The 22347-nt window shown below is 58.2% G+C and carries 23 protein-coding genes; 4 read left to right on the forward strand and 19 right to left on the reverse strand.

What is annotated here, in order from left to right; genetic code table 11:
- Positions 1-518: 518 nt before the first annotated feature.
- Positions 519-5117 (reverse strand): Ti-type conjugative transfer relaxase TraA, encoded by a 4599-nt coding sequence (traA, locus tag HT585_RS12735; protein ID WP_176353300.1) that lies wholly within the window; start codon positions 5115-5117, stop codon positions 519-521.
- A 176-nt stretch (positions 5118-5293) separates the two neighbouring features.
- Between traA and HT585_RS12740 the strand changes: the two genes are divergently transcribed.
- From HT585_RS12740 to traG, 3 genes are read left to right on the forward strand one after another with little or no spacing between them, the layout of a single operon-like run.
- The gene (locus HT585_RS12740; RefSeq protein WP_176353301.1) at positions 5294-5518 is read left to right on the forward strand and encodes a TraC family protein; all 225 of its coding nucleotides are present in this window, start codon (positions 5294-5296) and stop codon (positions 5516-5518) included.
- Between the two features lie 49 nt (positions 5519-5567).
- Positions 5568-5780 carry a conjugal transfer protein TraD gene (locus tag HT585_RS12745; protein WP_077499001.1) on the forward strand — a complete coding sequence of 71 codons (213 nt, stop codon included), beginning with the start codon at positions 5568-5570 and terminating at the stop codon, positions 5778-5780.
- Positions 5781-5797: 17 nt separating this feature from the next.
- Complete coding sequence (gene traG / locus HT585_RS12750) at positions 5798-7720, forward strand: Ti-type conjugative transfer system protein TraG (protein WP_176353302.1); 1923 nt, start codon at positions 5798-5800, stop codon at positions 7718-7720.
- A gap of 7 nt (positions 7721-7727) precedes the next feature.
- Here the strand turns inward: traG and HT585_RS12755 are convergent, their stop codons facing one another.
- The 16 genes from HT585_RS12755 to HT585_RS12830 all read right to left on the reverse strand — a co-directional run bounded on the left by HT585_RS12755 (position 7728) and on the right by HT585_RS12830 (position 20064).
- Positions 7728-7874: a hypothetical protein gene (locus HT585_RS12755; RefSeq protein ID WP_176353303.1), complete on the reverse strand. Its 147-nt coding sequence runs from the start codon at positions 7872-7874 to the stop codon at positions 7728-7730.
- Positions 7875-8228: 354 nt separating this feature from the next.
- Positions 8229-8573 (reverse strand): DUF2958 domain-containing protein, encoded by a 345-nt coding sequence (locus HT585_RS12760; protein WP_176353304.1) that lies wholly within the window; start codon positions 8571-8573, stop codon positions 8229-8231.
- Positions 8574-8641: 68 nt separating this feature from the next.
- Positions 8642-8965 (reverse strand): DUF736 domain-containing protein, encoded by a 324-nt coding sequence (locus HT585_RS12765; RefSeq protein WP_176353305.1) that lies wholly within the window; start codon positions 8963-8965, stop codon positions 8642-8644.
- A 516-nt stretch (positions 8966-9481) separates the two neighbouring features.
- Entirely contained in the window at positions 9482-9691 is a 210-nt protein-coding gene (locus HT585_RS12770; RefSeq protein WP_176353306.1) for a dodecin, read from the reverse strand.
- A gap of 316 nt (positions 9692-10007) precedes the next feature.
- Positions 10008-11015 carry a P-type DNA transfer ATPase VirB11 gene (gene virB11, locus HT585_RS12775; RefSeq protein ID WP_176353307.1) on the reverse strand — a complete coding sequence of 336 codons (1008 nt, stop codon included), beginning with the start codon at positions 11013-11015 and terminating at the stop codon, positions 10008-10010.
- Between the two features lie 13 nt (positions 11016-11028).
- Complete coding sequence (gene virB10 / locus HT585_RS12780; RefSeq protein WP_176353308.1) at positions 11029-12201, reverse strand: type IV secretion system protein VirB10; 1173 nt, start codon at positions 12199-12201, stop codon at positions 11029-11031.
- Entirely contained in the window at positions 12198-13061 is an 864-nt protein-coding gene (gene virB9, locus HT585_RS12785) for a P-type conjugative transfer protein VirB9 (protein WP_176353309.1), read from the reverse strand. Before virB9 ends, virB10 begins: the two co-directional genes overlap by 4 nt.
- Before the next feature lie 11 nt (positions 13062-13072).
- On the reverse strand, positions 13073-13744 hold the full coding sequence (locus tag HT585_RS12790) for a VirB8 family type IV secretion system protein (RefSeq protein WP_176353310.1): 672 nt from the start codon (positions 13742-13744) through the stop codon (positions 13073-13075).
- Entirely contained in the window at positions 13741-13995 is a 255-nt protein-coding gene (locus tag HT585_RS12795) for a hypothetical protein (protein WP_176353311.1), read from the reverse strand. The genes HT585_RS12790 and HT585_RS12795 overlap by 4 nt, the downstream gene beginning before the upstream one ends.
- Positions 13996-14074: 79 nt before the next feature.
- Positions 14075-15007, reverse strand: a complete 933-nt coding sequence (locus HT585_RS12800) for a TrbL/VirB6 family protein (protein ID WP_176353312.1) — start codon at positions 15005-15007, stop codon at positions 14075-14077.
- Between the two features lie 142 nt (positions 15008-15149).
- The gene (virB5, locus tag HT585_RS12805; protein ID WP_176353313.1) at positions 15150-15842 is read right to left on the reverse strand and encodes a P-type DNA transfer protein VirB5; all 693 of its coding nucleotides are present in this window, start codon (positions 15840-15842) and stop codon (positions 15150-15152) included.
- The gene (locus HT585_RS12810) at positions 15839-18208 is read right to left on the reverse strand and encodes a VirB4 family type IV secretion/conjugal transfer ATPase (RefSeq protein ID WP_176353314.1); all 2370 of its coding nucleotides are present in this window, start codon (positions 18206-18208) and stop codon (positions 15839-15841) included. The genes virB5 and HT585_RS12810 overlap by 4 nt, the downstream gene beginning before the upstream one ends.
- A 3-nt stretch (positions 18209-18211) precedes the next feature.
- Positions 18212-18541, reverse strand: a complete 330-nt coding sequence (locus tag HT585_RS12815) for a VirB3 family type IV secretion system protein (RefSeq protein WP_176354142.1) — start codon at positions 18539-18541, stop codon at positions 18212-18214.
- Complete coding sequence (locus HT585_RS12820) at positions 18541-18837, reverse strand: TrbC/VirB2 family protein (protein WP_176353315.1); 297 nt, start codon at positions 18835-18837, stop codon at positions 18541-18543. The genes HT585_RS12815 and HT585_RS12820 overlap by 1 nt, the downstream gene beginning before the upstream one ends.
- Positions 18834-19556, reverse strand: coding sequence for a lysozyme family protein (locus HT585_RS12825; RefSeq protein ID WP_176353316.1), 723 nt, complete (start codon positions 19554-19556; stop codon positions 18834-18836). Before HT585_RS12825 ends, HT585_RS12820 begins: the two co-directional genes overlap by 4 nt.
- Positions 19543-20064, reverse strand: a complete 522-nt coding sequence (locus HT585_RS12830) for a hypothetical protein (RefSeq protein WP_176353317.1) — start codon at positions 20062-20064, stop codon at positions 19543-19545. Before HT585_RS12830 ends, HT585_RS12825 begins: the two co-directional genes overlap by 14 nt.
- A gap of 71 nt (positions 20065-20135) precedes the next feature.
- Here HT585_RS12830 and HT585_RS12835 point away from each other — a divergent pair, with 71 nt between their 5' ends.
- On the forward strand, positions 20136-20504 hold the full coding sequence (locus HT585_RS12835) for a helix-turn-helix domain-containing protein (protein WP_343213972.1): 369 nt from the start codon (positions 20136-20138) through the stop codon (positions 20502-20504).
- A gap of 97 nt (positions 20505-20601) precedes the next feature.
- On the opposite strand, the gene HT585_RS12840 is transcribed toward HT585_RS12835, so the two are convergent.
- Both HT585_RS12840 and HT585_RS12845 read right to left on the reverse strand, forming a co-directional pair.
- Entirely contained in the window at positions 20602-20976 is a 375-nt protein-coding gene (locus HT585_RS12840) for a hypothetical protein (RefSeq protein WP_176353318.1), read from the reverse strand.
- Positions 20957-22240, reverse strand: a complete 1284-nt coding sequence (locus tag HT585_RS12845; RefSeq protein ID WP_176353319.1) for an 8-amino-7-oxononanoate synthase family protein — start codon at positions 22238-22240, stop codon at positions 20957-20959. The genes HT585_RS12840 and HT585_RS12845 overlap by 20 nt, the downstream gene beginning before the upstream one ends.
- Positions 22241-22347 lie beyond the last annotated feature (107 nt).

Here is a 22347-nt window from a genome sequence, read left to right on the forward strand (position 1 = left end):
CTAAAGGACAGTCGGACCGGAATACTTTGGTCTCCACTGTTCTCAGACCTTAGTCGGAGCAAGATTTCGCATGCCGAGGCTGCAAGAATGTCGCGATCCTGCAAGAAGTGTGCTGAACTTTCGCCGTACGCCTCGCCGTCTCGACGGTAGGGTTGATGGTCATCGTCAATTTGCCGTGCTGGTCCGAGCGGAATGCGGCCTAACCCAGAGCGCAACTACGTTTGATCTTGCGGCGTTCAATGATCTCCGCCCTGCTGCCACGCCCCTCGACAAGATGTCAGACCGCAATGCTGAAATGGTCGCCGGCATTCTTGTCGCGAGCTTGACATGGCTCCTGCCGCGCTGGGCGGCAATAAGCCTCGGCTACGCCTTTTCGCTCAGCTTAGATTGCGCCAGCCATTCCGGGTTTTGGATTGCAACTCGACGTCGAATTCGTCCTACAGACAATTTACATACTTCCTCAACCTATCGCGGGCGCGCGGTGTTCGATCGCACGGCGCTGCCGGTTACATACTTCCTCAACCTATCGCGGGCGCGCGGTGTTCGATCGCACGGCGCTGCCGGACGACGCTTGCCTCCTCTGCTTGATAGGCGCTAGTGGCCCGCTGAAGGCTATGTAAACGATGGCGCATCGCATGAAATGCCGCTCTTTGCGATTTCGGGACCAGTTTACTCGCACCTCTCTCGCTGTGGGCGAGTGCTCCCGGTCCGAAACGTGCATTAAGTGCCTTACTGACGGCTTGGAACTCCGCACGGATCTCCGGACTAAGCGCCCGAACCCTCCGCGCTAGGTGGGTTGCGTTCTTCGCCGTGTGTTTAGTCAAGCGTCGGAGTTCTCTCTCAGCTTCCTTCGTCAATCCTGGAATAGCGACGGACAAGCGGGTTCGTTCAGTGCTCACTGCCAACAACTCAGCCTCATATGCGGCGGCATAAGAGCGTCCCATGGCACGAATGCTGGCGGCAGCGGTCTTGACAGCCTGCAAAGCTACCCGACGTTCTCGTCCGGCTGCCAAGAACCCATCCAACATCCTGCTAGAGCCACGCAATGTGCCATAGGCGGCGGGATCAGTGACAACGGCACGGACAATGCGTTCGGGATCAACTTTCATCGTTAGAATGCCTTCGATCGTCGTAACCGCAGCACTCGGATCACGCCAGATCCGAACCGCGTCTCGGCCGAATATCGCCTTCTCCTGTCTGTAATGTTCGGCTCTCACGGCCCTCAACCGCGCCTCGTCCTCAACGCAGTTCTTGAATTCGGTTACAGCGGGCAACATTGGCAAGCGCGCGACGGGAGACTGTGGAGCAGATGCTGCCGGCACAATGAGTTGACCGGGCTCGCGTTTCTCGACTATACGCAGCTCTGCTGCAAACCGTCTAACGACCTCAAACAAAACTGTCAGTTCAGCCCTCCTCTCCTCGGACATGTTTTCCGGCATGCGCATCGTCGTGTTGCGCTTAGCGAAGTCATCGGCCTTGTCGGAAAACGCAAGCCATCCGAACCGACGGGTAAGGGCCTCATCGATGGCCTTGACCTCGTGGACGATTGAGCGATCCTCAGTGGCAATCCGGAACGCGGACCGATAGGCTTCATATGCCCCACGCTCCCCGGCTGCTTCGACCTCTAGCAGCCGCGCTCTCGCGTTTTTGGAGAGCGGCGGAATAGCAAAACCCATACACGCTCTGCGCATTCGCTCGCCGTTTAGAAAGCGCGCTTCTTGTCTGCGAAACTCCGCCGCATGGGCTCGTGCCAAAAGCGCGAGCTCTGACAAAACTGATTGTGCTGCAACCCGCTCCTTCCGGGCAGCCTGGCCGTCGACAAGGTTCTGGCCACCACGCAGGTTCCCAAGTTCTTTCGGCGAGCGAATAAGCCCATCTGCGATCAGCTGCGGATCCCCGACAGCATTTGAGGTTTGCGCATTCAATCGCGCAAGCGCGACCGCCGGATCACGGTAAATCCGCTTGAGTAGAGGCATGATGATCGCTTCCCGCTCCGCCCAAGCCGGGGATGCGAGATTGGCGAGACGTGCATCCTCCACGAGTGGGCGCGAGAACGAAATCGTTGCTGAGAGCAATTCTCTATCACCATCCGCCTCTATCTCAAAAGGTTGCCTCTCGGCTGCACCGCACCTTGATCTAATGCGTTCGGAATGGTCAGGCGCAAGCTCAATTGCGACGTTGGCTCGTTGCCAGAGCCGGACAACACGACGGCGCTGATCTGAGACCCAACTCAGCGCACTTATGGCTGTCTTCACCAGGTCCGAGCGCGAAATTGCCTCAATTCCGCGGCGCTGCGCGAAGTCTTCTGCAAGTGAACGATATGCATCTTCAGTCACATAATCCAGCGTGGTTGTTTTTCCGCCAGAACGCGAGAGTCGTTCAACCAGTTCAGGAAACAGGGCCGGCAAGCGGTTCTCCCTGGCAATCCGACGTTGTCGATCCCCGGCCCTCTCAATCAATCCCGCCGTCCAGACGTTGCGCTCGACCACACGCTTTTCGACGCGGGTTCTGGCAGGTTCCTCACCGATGACCGCAACCTTGATCGTGACCTTTTCTGTCCCGTCCCTCCGAAGTCTTACGGCGTCGCCGACTTTCACTCCGCCATCCTCTAGTGCCTTCGGTAGACTGACGCCCCACAGGCGATGCGTCTCTCCATCTGCCAGACGCAGATCAGCATAAGGACTTGGACCGACACCCTCGCGTGCGCGAAACTTTGCAACACCTGTCTCGACGAGTTCGCCGGTAACGCCGTAGGTGTAATCGGCACGCGACTGTCTTTCGCATCCCTGTCTCCGCTGGAAATCCTCCGACGCGGCATACAGATCTGCGCGACAACGGTGGCGGGTCATCGCGACATACGTCAGATGCTGGTCCATCATGCCAGTGGCCAGCACGAAGGCGCGATCAAAAGTCGAACCTTGGCTTTTATGGATGGTCGCGGCGTAGCCGTAATCGACATTTCGATAGGCACTCTCGGCAAAAATGACATCGCGTCCACTGTCGAGCCGAACGGTGAGCGTCGCCGATTCCCTACCGGCTGCCGTCGGACGAACGGTCCCGAGCATGCCGTTCTTCACGTGTTGAACACCGAGGTTCGCGGCATGTGGCTCAACGAACCGGGCATTCTCAAGGAAGATGATACGGTCGCCAACCGCGAACTCTCGCATACCGCGCTCGGTCAAGAACGGCCTGCCGTCCGACAACAATCCATCAGTCGAAAGCACTTCGCGAATAGAACGGTTCAGCACCTTTACGTCGTCATTGGTATGCGCGAGCACAGCCAATTCGTTGCCACGAAGCTGTCGACCTTCGGCTGCCGCTTTCGCTACCAATTCGCGGTGTGCAGTTGTCCAGTCTACGACAATTCGCTCGATGGCAGCCTGACGAGTCTCGGCGCTAACGATATGTCCGCGATCGCCATAAGCGGTAAGCGCCTCTTTCACACCACCACGGGCAAATTGCATGGAGGCAGCACGCGCCCATTCCTCACTCTGCCGTCGAACACCAGCCAGTTCCACAGAGCTGATGCGCTCGACAATCGCTCGGAAAGCCGCGCCCGCCTGAATCGGCTGAAGTTGCATAGGATCACCAACGAGTACCGCCTTTGCGCCCGCTTCCTCGATATGCTTCAACAGACGCGCCATCTGTTGTGACGACACCATTCCGGCCTCGTCAACGATTAGGACATCTCCTTTTTCGAGAAGGTCGTTTCCTCGCTGCCAAGAATGCTCCCAGGAGGCGATTGTGCGCGCCCGAATGCCCGAGCTTTCCTCCAACCCTTCAGCAGCCTTGCCGGCGAGGGCCGCACCGACCACACACCGCCCTTCTGTTTCCCAGACAGTGCGGGCAGCACTCAACAATGTCGATTTACCGGCACCGGCAACACCTACGACCGCGGCGATGGCGCCGTCTGCGGTAATATGACGGACGGCCTCGATTTGCTCTGCGTCGAGCCGAACACCCGCGGCAGCGCTTTCTGGTGATGCAACGGCGGCATCAACGCTGGTGCTTGAGACACCAAAGCCGGTCATCTTCGACAACGTAGTTGCCAAGCGTGCCATTTCATACTCGGTTTTCACTAGACCGCGCGTAGTAAATACTGCCGGCTGCTCGACTTTGCTGGTTTCGCCATTTAGCCGCTGTGGCTGCAGTAAAACGAGATCGTCCGATGACATAAGTCTGGCGCGCACGTTGGCAAAGACAATCGGATCGTCGATATAGCGATGAATTGCGCGGGCGATGTCCCACTCGTTGAAGGTCGATCGCTCATTGGCGAGTTGCTTCAGCAACAGAGCGGGATCATCCGTGATCCGGTCGGCAATCTCATAGCGCTTGGCCAATGCCGCCGGTGAAAAGTGAGTTTCGAAGCCTTTGCGAACCAGCGCAGCACGACTCGGACCAAAATGCCGCTGCTCCAGACCGCGAAGTCCTTGTTCATCGTAAGAACGACCATCGAGGTGGAAATCATGGCCGGCAAGCGCCAGATGGCGGCTTGCGGTTTCCGCCCAGGCGACCTTCCATTTCTTCAGCACCTCCTTGTCGCCTGCCCATAGCCGATAAACGATTTTTCCCTCAGGTCGCTCAGGCGTTCTGACGCGTACCGGTTGGCCGTCTTCACCGATGATCGCGACTTTCTTCGGCCCGAATCCCTCCTCCGCCAAAGCGCGCAGCGTTGCCATGATATGAATATGCGGGTTGCCGTCCTTGTCGTGGTAAACCCAATCGGCGACCATTCCTCGCGACGTGAGGTTCTCCCGCACGAAGTCGCGCACAAGTTCTATGTTCTGCTCGCGACCTAATTCCACCGGAAGCGCTAGAATGATTTCGCGGGCAAGCTGCGCATCGCAGCGCGTCTCATAACGGTCGACCGCGTTCCAGAGCACTTTACTCGCACTGGCGACCGTGCGCCCATCTATTGCGGCCCTCAGCCATGAGGGTGTCGCATCGGGCAAAGCAAGCTCTTCATGCACCATCTCCGCACGCCCACCATGGTAGCGAAACTCCTTACCGATTTGTTCGTCCATCATCTTGGTGCGATGACGATAGGCAGCTGCAGAGACGATGCTGCGCCCGGCGCCCCGGCTGATCACTTGTACCCTCATAAACATGATAGCCAAATCAGGAGAAATCCTCTTCTAAGCAAGTCGCCACTGCGACGTATATTGCGCCATTCCGCCAAAATTTCGGGCTTGTCGATCCAGAGTTCCGATATTCCTACCTCATCATCGAAAATTTGACTATGATATTTATATCAGTATAATCGAGGTTCATGGTAAAAAAGGAAGGACGAGACGTGCGTGCAAAAACAACCATCTCTGAAATCGACGCGCAGATTGAAACACTGCGGGCGAAACGCAAGAACCTGCTGATAAAAGCGAATGAGCGCTTCGCCCGGTTGGCGCAGAAAGCCGGCCTGGCTGAACTCGACATCCCGGACGGCGAACTCGACGCCATCTTGGCAGAGATCGTTTCGCGATTTCGCGAGCGGCACCGGCGGGCTGATGGTCCGACCGCTTAAACGGCTCAATCAACGGATCGTATTTCTCGAACGAAAGCGGCAAAGCAGGATGACGCAAGGGCACAAGCGCGAAATCCACGAGAAGACCATCCTTGGCGGATTGATCGTCAAGGCAGGCCTAAAGAATGCCGATCGGGCGTTCCTGCTCGGCGCACTCATTCAGGCGAGCCAGATTCCCGTCGGTACGGTTGAGCATGACCGGCTATCAGCTCTCGGCACCCAGGCTTTTCGGGCGGAGGCCCGCGCACGAATAAAGCTGTAAGAAAGGGGGCGGGCGGGATGGCGACGAAGCGGCGGTTCAGCCCAATAAACCTGTTGGCACTCGTGCCGATTGCGGTGAGCATCGGGACACTGTTTATCACAACATACAAGTGGACGACCGTGGCAACGATCGTTGCGCCCGGATATGCCAATTGGTTTATGCGTGCGTCGCCGATCGCGAACCTCTTCTTTGGGCCGATTTCAGGACTCATTGCTGTTGCTGTCTTGCCTCTGCATCGGCGCAGACCGATCGCGCTCGTCAGCGTCACTACGTTTCTTTGCATTGGCGTACTGTACGCGGTGCGGGAATACGCCCGCCTGTCCCCATTCGTTCAGTCCGGAATGATCACCTGGCCAACGGCCCTGTCATACCTCGATCTCTATGCCGTCGCAGGCGCAGCCGGCGGCTTTGCCATCGTGGCAATCTCGGCCCGTTTATCCATAGTCGTCGGCGGATCGGTCAAGCGCGCCCGGCGGGGCACCTTCGGTGACGCTGATTGGCTGTCGATGTCTGCCGCTGCTGCTCGGTTTCCGCCAGATGGCGAGATCGTCATTGGCGAGCGCTATCGGGTCGACCTCGACACAATCCGCAGCATCCCCTTTCGGCCTGACGACCGTTCAACGTGGGGCAAAGGGGGCAAGGGGCCGCTGCTCACATTTCGGCAGGATTTCGATTCCACTCATATGCTGTTTTTCGCTGGCTCCGGCGGTTACAAAACCACGAGCAACGTTGTTCCGACAGCGTTGCGTTATACTGGGCCTCTGATTTGCCTCGACCCCTCGACCGAAGTAGCGCCGATGGTGGTTGCCCACCGCCGATCAAAGCTCAATCGACACTGTGTGGTACTTGGACCATCCAATCCTGCCTGGGGCTTCAACGTTCTCGACTGGATCGAAACCTCGAGATCCAAAGAAGAGGATATCGTCGCCGTTGCTCACATGCTTTTGTCGGAAAGCGCGCGGATCGAAACGTCGACAGGTTCATATTTCCAGAACCAAGCGCACAACCTTCTGACGGGTTTGCTGGCGCACGTCATGCTGTCTGCTGATTACGCCGGCCGTCGCGATCTTCGCAGCCTGCGCCAAATCGTTTCCGAGCCCGAACCATCAGTTCTGGCAATGTTGCGCGACATTCAGGAAACATCGCAATCGGCCTTTGTCCGCGAGACGCTCGGCGTCTTTACCAATATGACGGAACAAACGTTCAGTGGCGTCTATTCCACCGCATCGAAGGATACACAATGGCTGTCGCTTGACGACTATGCAGCACTCGTCTGCGGAACAGCGTTCAAATCGGTCGATTTCGTCAAAGGCGGAATCGACGTCTTCCTGAACATTCCCGCGTCGATCCTGCGCAGCTATCCGGGCATCGCCCGTGTCATCGTCGGGTCCCTGATCAATGCCATGATCCAGGCCGACGGGGCCTTCGATCGCCGCGCACTCTTCATGCTCGACGAGGTCGATCTGCTCGGCTACATGCGTGTGCTCGAGGATGCCCGTGACTACGGCCGGAAATACGGCATAACGCTCATGCTGATGTATCAATCGGTGGGCCAGCTGGAAAAGCATTTTGGCCGTGACGGCGCGACCTCCTGGATCGATGGATGCGCCTTTGCGTCCTATGCGGCAATCAAGGCGCTCGACACGGCCCGCAATGTTTCGGCTCAATGCGGTGAAATGACGGTTGAAGTCGAGGGGCGGTCCCGCAACATCGGTGGGAGCAGTTCCGACAAAGCGTCAAGGCGTTCAGAAAGTGTCAGCCTTCAGCGCAGGCCACTGATTATGCCGCACGAAATCATCCAGTCGATGCGCAAGGACGAGCAGATCATCATTGTCCAGGGCCATAGGCCTTTGCGTTGCGGACGGGCGATCTATTTCCGGAGAAGGGACATGAATGCGGCGGTCGAACCCAATCGGTTCGTCAAGGCAGTGGCGACTTGAACGACGTCTATTCCGGAGGCGGGTCATCGGCGCTGAGACGCAGGAGTTCCTGTTGTGCCGTTTCCAGTTCGGCTTCGATCTGATGGCGCTCCTCGGCATCGAGGCAATTTTTCAGTTCGGCGCGCAGTTCGTCGATGTGCTGTTCGATCGTCATCGTAATCTCCTTTGATTTGTGAAAGATGACGCCGTCGGTCGTGAGGGGCAGGAAGGGGTCAAGGCTCGCGGCACGCGACCGGCGGAGCCGGCGCGCGGAGGAACCGATTTTGTCGTTTGCGGCAAAATTGGAGGGGCCGTGCGGCCTTGAAGCGTTCCAGCTACTCATGGCAGGCTGACGTTTCTGAGCAGACAGGGTGGGTTGGATATGCCACCCAATATGTGCCGACAACTGGCTGCGTTGCCTTCTGACGTGACGCGATTGTAGCTTCTCGTTGTAGCATCTCGCCGATGATGACAAAGAAACTGGGACCGTAGCCTGACAGCTACGATCCCCTGCTGGCTATTTACTCAGCTAGGCGACAATCCGCCTGGCTGCAGTCGCGGCTTTGGCATAGGCAGAAATTGTCCGGTCCGCTTTAAAGGTGAGGTCCCGTTCGACGCGCAGACCAAGGCGGCCGCGAACCGATTGGATCTCCGAGAGAAGTACGGAACCGAGTTCGGGGAACCCGACGCCAAGGTCGCAGAGCCCAAAGAGCAGATCCGGGTCCTCCGGGTCGGCCGCGGCGATCAACCAGGTGGCTGCGGCATCGGGCGTAAACAGCTTGACGACCGGAAGTGGATCGAAGTCTGGATTGCGTTGAAAGAGCTGACCGTTCGTGATGAGGGACGTGCTGATTTCATCGGTAATGAGGCGCATTGGTAATCTCCAGGACGATGGGTTGGACGGAGCGGCCCCGCGATCACCGCGGGGCCGGCGTGCGACGCTCAGGCTGGATCATTCCAGAGGATGACCTTGCGGTTCGTCTCGCCGCCAGGTGCAGGTGCGACATTGCCGAAGATCACGCCGATCTCAGGGGCTTCAAGCTTGACCGAGAGGTATTCTTCGCCGGTGCGCTGCGAGTTCCGGTACCAGCCGGCCCCGATCTCGAAGCCAGTGCGGCGGTGGATGATGCGATAGTCAGGGGCGCCTTCGCTTGCCTTTTGGGCATTCGGGATGAGAGCGATTGGGGCGTTGACCTTGATGGTGGCGAAGAGACCTTCGAGGGTGCCGTCGGCCTTTTCGGTGAGGGTTGCGATCGTGGTTGCCATGATGCTGTCTCCTTCGGTTGCTCGGGAACCATTCCCGATGGCGCCCGAAGAAGGGGCAGAGCCGCAAGTGTCACCGCAGCGAAGCGGAGGGAAACCCCTTGCGGGTTGACGCGGGACGCGGCCGGTCCCTTAGAAAGGCGACATCGAAAACGGGAATGGTTTCCGACGCGAACGATCGGGAAGACACATGGCCAACGCGCGCCATCCCGGTGTCCAGAAACCGGCAGCGAGGATGGTATGGGCCGGCAATCAAGAGCAGCGCACTCGCCCGGAATTCGGCGCAAGGCTGCGAGGCCTCCCTGCGGCTAGGCATTGGCCAAGACCGCCGAGGAACGGACTGACAGGATCCGCGAACTCCGCGAGCCGCCAAAGATTACGCCATCTCGAGGGCGTTCCAGCTTGACAGAGAGGTATTGCTCGCCGGCATGATGCAAACGCTAGCCGTGGTCTGCGGGAACAGCCGATCGACAAGCCCAGACAGCTTTCTGCGTCGGCACAGACAAACGACCCAGCACGTCAATCGTCGATCCGAAATCCGACCTTCACGACCACCTGATAGTGCGCCACCGCTCCATCCTTGATCTGTCCCCGGATCTGATCCACCTCGAACCATTCGAGATTTCTCATGGTTTTCGAGGCCCGCATAATCGCAGTCTCAATCGCCTCGCTCACCGAGACTGTCGAACTGCCGATAAGTTCCACCTTCTTGTAGACATGATCGCTCACGTTATCCTCCCAAATTGGTTCAGGCTACGCTTGGCTTCAAAAGGGGCTCGAGGGCACCGCTCGACGGGATCGCTGATCAATAGTGCGGACATCGTCACACCGAGACGCTGCGCCAAGGGACTGCTTGAATTCACAGCAAACCCAACGATCTTGCAATACCGGGTTGTTGTCAAACAATGCCAGAGGCGAAGGTTGCCGCCGCGGCCCGCCAATCAATCGACCACGGTTGACCCGATTCACCGCACGGCAGAACTTTGCAGCCAACTGTCATCATGAAGGATATAAAGAGATGGTCGAGAGTACCCGTACGGGCTCACTACGGCAGAGGGCGCTGTGCTGAGCCACTTGACCATATTTCTGTCACCCGGAACTTCCCCTCGACCCGTTTGCACTGAACGACGACATCGACCAACATCTTCAACAGGTCGCGAATATCATCGCGTGCAAGATCCTGCCCGCCGTCCGATTCCTTAACGAGAAGGGTCAGCTGTTCAAACGCGAGGGCTGGCGAGTGAGCGTGCACTGTGGTGATGGAACCAGGATGGCCAGAGTTGATATTGCGAATGTAATAGAAAGCCGTGCCGTCGCGCAGTTCCTGCAGCAGGACACGATCGGGACGCATCCGCAGGCTCGATTCGAGCAGTTCCTTGGGGCCGATCTTAGCAAGGCCCTGCTCCCCTTTCGAATAGAACAGCCGAACGTGGTTTGGTTGTGGGATGACCAGCTCGGCCGTATCTTCGATCGTAATGATACGTTCGTTCATCGGGATGTGCTGGATCAGCGCCTTCGAGAGTGTGGTTTTTCCCGATCCGGTCGCCCCGGAAATTATGATGTTCTTCCGGGCGAGCACCGCATGCCTTAGGAAGGTCGCATAGCTCCCCGTCTCGTAAAGCTCCGTCAACTTTCTGTGCTGCGGGTTCGCTCGATCATCCGCCGCAGCGGTGACGGCAAAAAGCCCGGATGCATCGAGGTCGCTTATCGACTTCGACACTGACGAGGGCTTGCGAATGGTGATGCTGACCGTGCCTTTTGCCGTGGCCGGCGGGATAACGACCTGCACGCGCGCGTCGTTGGGAAGGATTGCCGAAAGGATTGGCCTCGCCTCGTCGATCGCCTGATGGGAGTGGCTGGCAACGGTTCGCGCTAGGCGCATCAATCTGTCGAAGGTCAATTCCGCAACGTCATAGCGTGACCAGCCATCGGGACCTTCGGCCAGAACTTCGCCGGGCCGATTGATGACGACTTCATAGAGTGCAGGGTTTTGCAACAGCCAGGCGATCGGCGACAGAAGCTGGCGCACGACCGATGCGTCAGGCGACCCCATCACGCGCGCACCCTCATTTCGCTATCACGCGGTCGTGCATGCGCAAGCCCCCGAAACCCGCACGTTCGAGAACACGATTGCGAGGCTCGGTCACACGCAGATCGTAGATCCCGGAAAAGTCTAGATCACGCGCCACGAAAATCGACACGAGCTCGCCCTGATGCTTGCTTAGCGTCGGGGCAATATTAATCGATTGTTCGACGGCGATCGCTGCTGCTTGCCTTCCAGCGCCCGTCGTACTCTCCGCGTCGACGTTCTGGTCCTGCAACTGCCTTCCGGCAAAGCTCGCCACATCACCAACGATCGACAGGAGCAAAGCACTGCCGAAGCGCTCCCACCAATGGCTGTCGACATGACCGTCAAAACCGGCGCGACCGAGCGCATCGGTTGCCGGTGAAGCAAGCGCAATGATGACACCGGTTGGGGTTTTCGCTCGGCTCCAGAGGACGAAGAGCCGCTTCTGGCCGCGCCGCAGTCCGCCGCGGTATTCGCCGACAACCTGCGTACCCTTCTCCATGAGCACCACACGGCCATTATCCGAGAACAAATCGCGATTGATGATACAACTCGCAAAGCCCGGCTGGTCGGAAGACAGCGCTGTTTCGAGCACGCAAGGGATCGAAGTCCCCATCGCCACGATATAGTTTCTGTTGCCGAGATGTCCGGCGCGCGAACCTTCGAGCCGTGTCGGTTTCAGCATGCGGTCGAAGCGCTGATCATCGTTTTCGCCCACCTCCCCACCTAGCGAACCGTTGAGAGGCAGATAGCTCGAAGCCTGATCCGACGGTGATTGCGTGTATTCGGAACGGTGATCGATCCCTTGGCCTGCGCTGAAAGCCATGACTGGCGCTCGCCGGGCAGAGTCCAGGAGTTCGTCCTTTTCGGCTTCTGCGGGCGGTTCGGCGACTACAGGCGTTGGCAATTTGACTTCGGGCAATAGTTCGACCGTCTTCGGGACTTCTTTTGCCGGCTCGAAGGCCGTGGTTTGCCGGATGACAACCCGCTCCTCACGATTGGAATTCGGATCAAGGGGCTGCGAACGCATTGACCACAGCCCAAAACCTATGAAGGCAAGCATAGCTGCGACAACGGCGCCGCGTCTGAGTGCCGGGTTGCTGTCGAACCCTTTGGGAAGCTGGGTGTGTCCGCGTTCGCCGGGTATCGTCGTTGGAACCTCGTCTGTCATTGTGCGTCTCTTTGAGTGGCGACCTCATTTGATGCCTTGACGATCCTCTCCACCGATGGGGATGTCGTATGCGTACCGAGGTTGCCTGCGCCAAAGTCATGGGCTTCGTTGAAGACGCAGATCACATCTCGTCCACGACGCAGGATGAACTTGCGGCTGACTGCATGAACGAGCACGAGACCACCGGTGACGGATTTCGGGACGAGACTTTCGGTTCCGTCAGAGTTCTCAAGGTAGATTGCCGGGATCTCTCTATTGTCGCCGAAGACAAAGGTCGTAAGCTTGCCATTGTCGTAAACGGCCTGCGGTTCGATCCTGCCAGATCCTTGCGCCGAATATTGCCAATTGCGCGGGCCATAGTGCTCATGGAGCGCCAATGCGTCATTTGCAGCACCGGCTTTCTCCGCTTGGCCACGGGCCTGCGCTTCCAGGCGCCGGCGTTCCGCCTCGTCAGTGGGATAGCGGTACTTCACATAGAAATAAGTGTCTTGCCCGGCAGCAACGGAGCCGTCGCGCACCGTCAGTTCCATCTGGTAACTGCGCTTTGAGCCATCTCGTCTTGTCGTCACTATGGAAATGTTGGTGACCGGCTGGTTCTCGCGGGGTTTTAGAAACAGGATATTGCCGGCCGGCGCCACCTCCCAGGCTACCGAGTTGCCGAGCGCCACATGCGCGATCTCCTCATTGGGCGCAAACTCCACCTGAACCGAAGAGCGCAGCGTGCCGACGATGCGGGTGATGTCGTAGGGCTGGTAATTGACGAAACGAACACGGTTGTCCTGCCCGGCGCCGCGCGGAATATCGAGGGCCAAGGCCGGGTGAAACACCGCGGCGACGGCGACGAAGGCCAACACTGACACTGAATTTGTCCTCAATTGATCGCCTCCGGATCTGCCCGATAGTCGCTAACGACGAAGCCAAGTGGGTTAACCAGCCGGTCGCTGGAGGAGACCGGGGCGTTGACATAAGAGTAGGTGATCGTGGCCACCCAATGGGTTTTGCGCACATCGTCTGCACGGGTGATGGTGCTGAGAAAGCGCACCGACACGACGTTGGCGTTGATCAGCGAAATCGATTTGATCGTCACGTTCACCGTCGAACCGCGCCCGTGAACATTTTGCGGTGAATGGGGGTTGCTGCCGCGGTAAAGAGTGGCAAAGCGCATTTGCTCGGCTTGCGACGACAGAAGAGAGACGGTCTCGAAATTCTCCTTGGCCTGCGACCAAACGTAGCCTTCGCGCGCCCTGACGTAGCGCGCAGCAAAATACTTGGTCACCGCTTCGTCGTAGCTTCCAGCCTGCGAGGTCAAGGCAGACACCACGTCAACTATCCCCGTCGAGTTGTCCACGCGCACGACGAACGGCACGGCCGTCTTCAATGGTGCGAGCGCGGCGACGGCAAAGACGGCGGCGCTGGCAGCGAAGCTTGCAACAATCGCAATCAGCCAGGCAATTCGCGCCGAACGTTCAACGCTTATCAAGCGATCCTGATCGAAGCGGCGGGCCCTTTCGAAATAGGCCTTCAATCCATCCGGGGTGATCATTGGCTCGCCAGCGCCTTGGCGCATTTGCGATAAGACGCGCGTTCGTCAAACGCCTCAAAGGCACCGGGAACGCGCTCCTCACGGAAGTAGCCGAGCGGTTTTGAGCCAAGCTGCTTGCCGGCCTCCCATTGCCACATTGAACGGTTGAGCGGGCGTTTGGCGTATCCGTCGCATTTTGGTGCATGAGAAGTCATCGTGTTGCATCCGCTGACCAGGGCCAACAATAGGAGGCAGGAGACAGTTCGCGGCATATCGACCGGTATCCCTTGTTCATCCGAAAAAGAGGGCGCAGCACCGTTGAGGCACCTTGGTGGACAGGCTTTGGCAGGATTACGACGTGTCATGTGCCGACAAACGGCGGACAGCGGCGCGCACACCGCGTCGCGCGGTGCGCTGAACGGCCGCCGCGCCTAAGGTGAGATTACTCTCATGAGCGTCGCGTGCCGCGGAGTAGCCGTAGGTGAGCGACGCACCACCGGCAGCAAGGGATGCAGCGATCCCGGGGAGCTGATAAAAGACATAGAGACTTGCGATCCCAATGGCTCCGATCGCTATCGGCCGCATCAAAACGTCCTGATAGGCTTCGACGGTGCTAAACGACGTCTCGAGCGTCGTGATCAACAGCGAGCCGACCGCAACGACCAGGATCTGCAGGATAACGAAATTGACCAGCTGGCTGATCCAGGCTTCAGTGAAGCGCCGCGTGCTTTGAAACATCGCCAGAGCGATGAAAATGGGACCGAGTGCCAGAATGATTGCCAGTGCGACACGGGCATAAAGGGAAACAACATAGCCGATTGCTGCGACGACGAATGTGATGACGACCATCAGGAGACCACCGAACGCGGTGGCGATGTCGAGCGGCCAAGAGCTTCTGTTCCAGATCTGGTTGGCCGACGTCTGCCCCTTGTCGAGCAGCGCATCAAATGTCGAAGCACTCGGCACAGTGCCGGTGTTGAGCGCGCCTGAGATTTCCTGCGGCAGACTGGTGAAGAAAAGATCAGTGACAAACACCCGATAGTCGGGCGCATTGCGCACGAGCATCACCAGGATGCCGAGCTTGATCGCGCGGTAGGCAAACTCCAGCACTGGCGCTTCGATGGCCCCCTTAAGAACCAGATAGCCATAGAGGACGACATAAAGCACGAGAGCCGCCGTCAACGGCCCCGCCACCCACGTGCTGATATTGGATGTTCCGGAAGAAATGAAACTCTCAAGTGGGGCCTTGAACTGGTTGTCTAGGAAAGCAAAGACCTGGTACATCCGCCTTAGCCCCCCACCACCTTTTTCATTCGCTCGAGCCGAGCCTTGCCGCCGGCCGCTTCGGCCACGCGGTTCAAAACAGTGAGAACCTCACCGTGCCAGCAGGCGGCGGATAACAGCAAAAGGGTCGATATCGACGTTGTCATTTGAGTGCGGCCCCCATTGCGTCCATGCGCTTGCGCCAGTCTTCGGCCTGGCGTTGCAGATCAACCTGAACCTGCGCTTGCTGGATCATCTGCAGCGCCTGCATGCGCAGGGTGTCCGTTTCGAGGAAGGCTGTCTCGGCAAGCAGCCGGGCTTGAAGGTCGGCTATATCCTTGGCGTCGCCGGCCACGGCAATCTGTTTGCGCAACGCGTCGATGCCGTTGATGCGTTTGGTTGCCGCGTCATAGATCTGCTGCCCGAGGCTCATCTGACCGGCGGTGCGGTTTTGCATCCGAGCAAGCTCTAAGGCATAGAAATCGTTGGCGCTTGATTTGTAGATGCTGTTGTCATCGAGGAATTTCGTAGCGGCGTCGCCAAAGGCGCCGGCGCCTGAGCCCTTAAGCACCCCTTGGACAGTTGAGAAGTCACGCGGTAGCGCGTTGCGGATGGCCGGATCGTTCAAGATGGTAGCGATATCAGCCATATCGGTCAGTTTGTTCAGGGAGCCGTAAAGCTGCTGGGCCTGATCAAGCTGCGCCTTCATCGTATCCAGTTGTTTGGTCAACTGGGCTATGCTCTCTATATGTTTGGCGATTGCAGCGTTGTCGACAACTGGGATCCCCTGCCCTGAGGCCCCTGTCGCATAGAGGGCTGCGGCTGCAGCGATGATCGCAATCTTCTTCCTGATCATGAGCTTTTACTCCTCATTTGCTGGAACATCGGCAACCAGACGGAGGGATCATCTCCCACGTCTGCACGGATACGGTCCCCCAGCTCAACATTGGCGGTGCGCCCGGACAACACGGCGAGCTCATCGTCGAACCCTGCGAGATTGAGTTCGGCGACAACACTGTTGTGGCCCTGCTTGACGATAAACCGTCTGGCATCGGTTGGGAGCGCACGCGATATCAGTTCGAACTCGCGTTCCGTCAGTTTGAAACCATCGACATAATCGGCATGACTCCCACGCGCATTCGGCATGAAGAGCTGTGTGGGGCATTGCTCGATGATCGTATGTGCAATCGGTGAACCGATAGCGTCGCGTGGGCTTTGCGTGGCAAACAGCAGCAATCCATTCTGCTTGCGGATCGTCTTCAGCTTGTTTTCTGCAAGATCGCGGAACGCCTCGTCGGCAAGCGCCTTCCAGAATTCGTCGATGACGATGATGATCCGACGGCCATCGATCAACTGCTCGACCCGATAAAAAAGATAGGCCATGAGCGGCGTGCGGATTTCCACATTGTCGAGGAAATGCGTCATGTCATAGCCGAGGAACTTCGCGCCGATTCCTATCTCGTCGGTGTCATTGTCGAACACCCAGCCAAGCGGCCCTCCCTTTTCCCAGCGTCGCAAGCGCGCCGCTATGCCCTCGGGATCGGTGTTGTCGAGGAAAGCGCGCAGTGCCCCAATGGTTCGATCATCGCGCGAAAGGTCGCCAATTCCGTCGATGGCACCAGCAATATCGCGGAGTTCTCTGACGGAAAGCTCACGCGCCCTCGAGCCGACCAGCTTTTCGATCCATTGGGACAGGAAGACCTTGTTCTGCGGGGTGAGCTCAAGGCCCTTAAGGGGTGCGCATCCTGTCGGTGCACCATTTTGCAGAGAGAGATAAGTCCCGCCTGCGGCGCGCACGAACAGATCGGCGCCGCGGTCCTTATCGAAGAAGACAATATGCGGATCGTGCTTCTGCAACTGCGAGAGCATGAAGTTGACGACGACGGTTTTGCCCGATCCTGTGGGTCCACAGACGAAAGTATTGCCGAGATCGCCATGGTGGAAGTTGAAATAGAACGGCGATCCGGATGCGGTCTTCAAGAGAGCGACGGCGGGTCCCCATTCGTTGCCGTGCTCCTGTCCTCGGGGATAGGAATGGAACGGAGAAAGGGCGGCGAAATTTTTGGACGTGATTGCGCCCGAGCGGGCCCGATAGCGAAAATTGCCCGGAAGCTGCGCCCACCAGGCCGCTTCAAGCCCGAGATCCTCACGGGCAACGACGGCACCTCCATTGGTGAGGTGTGCGCGCGACTTTGCCAGATTGTCATTGAGCTCCTTCACCGATGGCGCAAAGACTGCGAGCGTCAGATGATGTTCGCCTAGGGTGAACCGGTTTGACTCCAGATCGTCGAGGGCGTCGACAAGCTCGTGCAGTTGTGAACCTGCCCTGTCGCCGGCGCTGACCATCTGGTTTTGCTTTCGCCCCATGATCACCTTGGCATCGGCCTTGCTGACAAAAACGAAGGACTGGGTGAGGATGAGCTCGAAGGGTGCCGTCAGCAGGCCATTCAGCATGCCCGTACGGGTACGCGCCGGGTACTCCTTGAACCCGAACATGCCGGCAAAACGGCTCGCGGCCTCATGTCGTATCTCGGCGGTCTCCCTGCCGATGATGACCCGGTCGGAGTAAATCGCAGAAGAAATGCGCCCTTGTGTCAGAGGTATCGGTTCCCGCCTGCCGCCGACAAGCTGATGGAGCACCTCACTCGGTTCGGAAAAGACAATGCCGTCGCGCTCATAGAGCGATAAAATGCGCGGCGCGAACCGCGCCAGGCCGGATGCGACGTCGGTCGTCACGTCGAGAAGATGTTTGAGGGCCTGGCGATCAAGTTCAAAGCCAGTGGTGCGTGCGGTCTTTAGCCTCTTCAGCAGCGAAGCGATCTTGCGGGCGGGATGACGGGCCGGATGCCACACCAGCGTCAGATAGAGATCATTGCGGAAGAGATCCTCGCCAACCATCCTGTCGCGATATTTTCGGTTGAGACTGTCGCAGAAGGCATTGACATAGCTGCCCTGCGGATAGTCGTTGTCGCGCCGGCGGATGATATGGGTCCATAGCGCCAGCCGCTCGTCGGCGATGTTGCGATAGAGCGTGTTGAGATCGCGGTGAAACGCATTGATGTCGAGAGGATCGGCTGTTTCAAAGGCGATGCCTTCAAGCGCGATGACCGTCATCAAAGCGCGGCTATCCAGGCCAATCACGGTCTCATCGACATGACGGACGTAGGGAATGAAGGTTTCCGGTTGAAGCTCGCGGGCTTTGAACTTTGAAAGTCTAGCCAAGGTTTAGATCCTCCCCGCCATGGCATGATCAAGGCGCAAGGGAGTGACAGTCGAGCCTCCCCACAGACCTGCGTTGCGCGCCCTGCCTCGCGTTTCGACGCAGGCAACAAGGACGCGAAACATATTGTGGTCGTGCTTGACGAGCGCTTTGAAAGCGAGATGGAGAACCACACCAACCGGAGCATAGACAATCGAACCGGCGGCGATGAACAGGATCGTCGTCAGCATGACGTTGATCGCCATCGCCTCCATCGTGACCCCGGCAACCATGATGGGACGCGTGCAAGCAAGAAATAGCGTGTCTTCTTCAACAGCAGCGCGCGACATGAGCATCATCCGACGATCGTGTTGACCAATTCGGTGGCGCCGAAGATGCCGCCGATACCGATGATCCAGAATCCTGCCTTGCGCAGATCCATGTAACCGAACATCCAGGAGATGCAGATGACGATGATGGCGATGACCGCCAGCAGACGTGCGATATTGCCGGTCAACATGTCGACAATGTTCTGAAGCACATTCTCAATACCAGCGGCCTGGGCGAAGGCGGGTTCCATCATCGCCAGGGTGGTCGCACCCGTGATCAGCGCTGACGCCGCTACAGACTTTAGATGCGATCGCAAGGTCATTCGAAACTCCCTTTGTTGTTTGGGAAAGCGAGAACAGAAGAGCCCGCTTTGGAAGCAAATACATCCCAGTCACCTTGACGGCCGGGGGACAGCGGCTGAACTTGGTTTGCCTTTGTGACTTCGTCGCCCGGCATGTGTTCATCCGGCATTGGCTCTATGCCGCCTCCCTCCATTGCGCGGTGTCGTGACAGTGCCTGCCCAGTCAGATCGCCCAGTGCGAGCTCGGCCAGGCGCGGTTTCAACCGCTCCTTTTCTTTTTGGACGTGGCGGTCATATCCGACGATCTCACCGATCTTTGGGTCGCCTCGACCGAAGTAGGCGCGCAGCGTGACGGCATCGAGCGCCGCGCCGTCGAACCCTGCGCGTGCCGCGGCGATCCTGTATTGCGTGAGAAGTTGCGCGGTGACCTTTAGGTTTTGGCAGGGGTCAAAGCCATCGGCGATGCCCATTCCCATTCTGGCAAGGTCATCGGGGCTAATGCCCCCGAGCCCGAGATCCACACTCTGTCCCTCGGCGATGAGCCTGGCCACAATATCGGCGGCTTCGCCCATGTTGCGCGGGAGAGCACTGAGCGGATAGTCGCTGTTGACACGGATCGCCAACGGCGCCAGTCCGCTTTCAATGCTGACGACAGCCGCCAGGATCTCGCTCGAGATCGTGGGTGCGCAGGCCTCAGCCAATTCGACGAATAGGACGGGCATCGGATCAAAACCAGACACGTTGGGGCGCCACCCCATCAATCTTCAGATCGACGAAACGAGGGCGTTGACGCAGGTGGGGCGGCTTCAGCCGGTATGCTACGCAGACGCGTTGCCCTTGTGCCCATTGCCATTGACCGACCTGTGGCCCGTCCTGCGACCGCCTTTTACAATTGTCGTTGCCCGTGGGGACCGGCTGCACCGAAACGCAGGTCGCCTCGCGGCCGCGATCCCCATTGCGCTGGCGCAGCCGATACCCGGCTTCGCAGTAATAGGGTTCATAACCCGGACGGGACGCTCGAAAACCGATACCGCCACACACCGGAAAGGGCCGCCCCTTCGCCAAATGGTCCCAAAGCTTGTGGATTGGCGGCCGGCATTCCGCGAACTCGGTTGGGCCGCCCGGGTTAGCCAGGCAAAGAAGGACTTCACATGCCCAATGATCCGCATAGGATTTCGTCTCACACACGGCATATAGTGCAATCGACAACGAGCCGGACAGGGCGATCTTTGAGATGCTGAAAACCATGCGAGAACCTCACCAAGCAACCAGAGAGACCTTGGGGAAGCGATTTGCCAGATCGCTTGGGTGTGACAAGAATGACAACTAAATCCATGCCAACATCGTTTGACGCGCGCTGGCAGAACATTACGTTTTCCTCGCTGGCAATGAGCGAGATCATGGACAATCCGGCAGAAGGGGAGACCCCGCAGGCTCGCCTTAAGCAGTTGGGAATGCTGAGCCTGCTCTATACGTTGCACCTGGCCAACATCCCGCTGACGCTGACAAACATCACGGAGAAAACTGGATTGACGCGAGGCGGAGCGGCCGAACCGATCGATCAACTGGTTGCCCGAGGCCTATTAAGGGAAAGTTGGGCAAAGAACGCGCTCGGACGGGGCAAGGCCCGCGAATTCGAGATATCGGATGCGCTTTTTGCAAAACTGAAGCAGGCCAGTTCGTCTTGAGCGGCCATAAACTCGTGTTGGTCATGGTCGGTCACTCCTTTGGGTTCATTGGAGGCGGGCTGGAAACGTCACTGGAATAGGAACCCACACATGGGTCTCACTGGAGCTGACATACGCCCTGTCCACGATCATGTGGCCGCTTCAGGCGATCGAACTTGGCGGCATGCCATAAGAGCAAGGTCGGCAGCGTCGGGTGGATGGAACTAAGCTCCACGGCCAGAACGTCTTCGATCGCGATGCGGGAGAGTAGGTCCCTTGCCTCCACAAGCAGAAACAAGTGCTGCCCGCGCGCCCACATTGTGATCTTGCCGTCAGCGACAAACTTGACGAAATCGCCGTGGTCCGTCTGGAGCGATTGGCCAAGCGCTGGACGTTCTGCCAGGCGCCTGGCGACATAGGCGGCACCTGGAACCTCAATGCACAGCTCGCTCGCGGTCGTGGGCAAGGTAAATTTAGCGTTTGAAGTCAGCATTCGTTCCTACCCCGGCTTGCTCAAACTCTTCGAGAACGGCAACGATCGCTTCGCCGATTGCCGTGATATCGCCCTCGCTGTGTCCCGCTGTCGGACATATGCGCAATCCTGCCCGTCCCTTTCGGACGGTCGGGAAGAAAATTGCCGATGTATAGAAACCTCTATTCAGCAAAGTTCGCGCCGCCGCGATTGCTCGTAGCTCATCTCCGATCTCGACTGTCCGTATCGGCAGTGACGAGCCTCGCTGCTCGGTTGGGACGAGGCAGTCAAAAAGAGCAATCCGTGACTGCAGCTCAAGTTGCAGATTTTGAAGTTCCGGCGTGCGATGCAATGCTTGGGATGCCAGTGCAGCGCCGATCGCCGCTACGTTCAAGGATGCAGAAAAAGCATGGGCAACCGCGAACCTTCGAAAGAGCTGCTCCTGGTGATCGTTGCCGAGCATAAGCAACCCGCCCGATGCGCCAAACCCCTTGCCGAGTGATGCTGCGATGATCGTGCGGTCACCGAGAGAACCGCCAATCTGCGACCTGGCATAGCCTTCGCCGTTGTCACCGAAGATGGATATGCCGTGGGCGTCATCGATATAGAGGAACAAACCGTAGCGGTCTTGTAACAGACGCAGCTGTTCGAGCTTGACGCAACCTCCCATGGAATAGACACCGTCGCATATGTAGGCCACCGCCGGGTGTTTTTTACAAAGTGTCTCGAGGGCCTCGATATCATTGTGCTCGATCGTTTCGACCTTGGTTTCGCCGGCGAGCGTCCCCTTGTGATAGGCTAGCGTCGCATGGGCGAGACGATCAAAAACAATCACGGGCTTGGCCCCACCTGTCAGGTGACCGGAAGCGATCAAGGGAAGGGCACTCATGTTTGCGGCCAGCACCGTGCTAAACGCAATGACGCGCGCATCGAACAGTTCGGACAAGGCCAGTTCAAGTTCGCCGATGATCGCGAAGTTGAGGCGCGTCCGCGCACAAGACCAGTGCAGGGCACCGTATTTGACCAGCGCTTCGATTGCGCCATCGATAATCTTCGGATGATTGTCGAGCCCCAGATAGGAGCAGCGCACGAAATCGACGACACGGCGCTCACCTTCATGCGGCAGAACGACAGCGCGACCAGTTGAAGGTCGTGCATAGAGCGCCATGAGCCCATGGAAATGGGCAGCATCGAAGTGGCTTCGCGAATGGCGGATGAGACTATCGGTGCTCCGGCGAAGGTTGCTGCCTGCGCCGTTCGGACCGGTCTTGGCGTTTATCGACATCTCGTGCCTCCAGAACTTGAACTAACCGGAGACTGACCGTTGTAACGATCCTATTCAACGAAGCATTGCATAAATATTCTTGAATATTACGCGAAATACAAAAGCTC

The organism is Ensifer oleiphilus (assembly GCF_013371465.1).
Classification (GTDB): Bacteria; Pseudomonadota; Alphaproteobacteria; order Rhizobiales; family Rhizobiaceae; genus Ensifer; species Ensifer oleiphilus.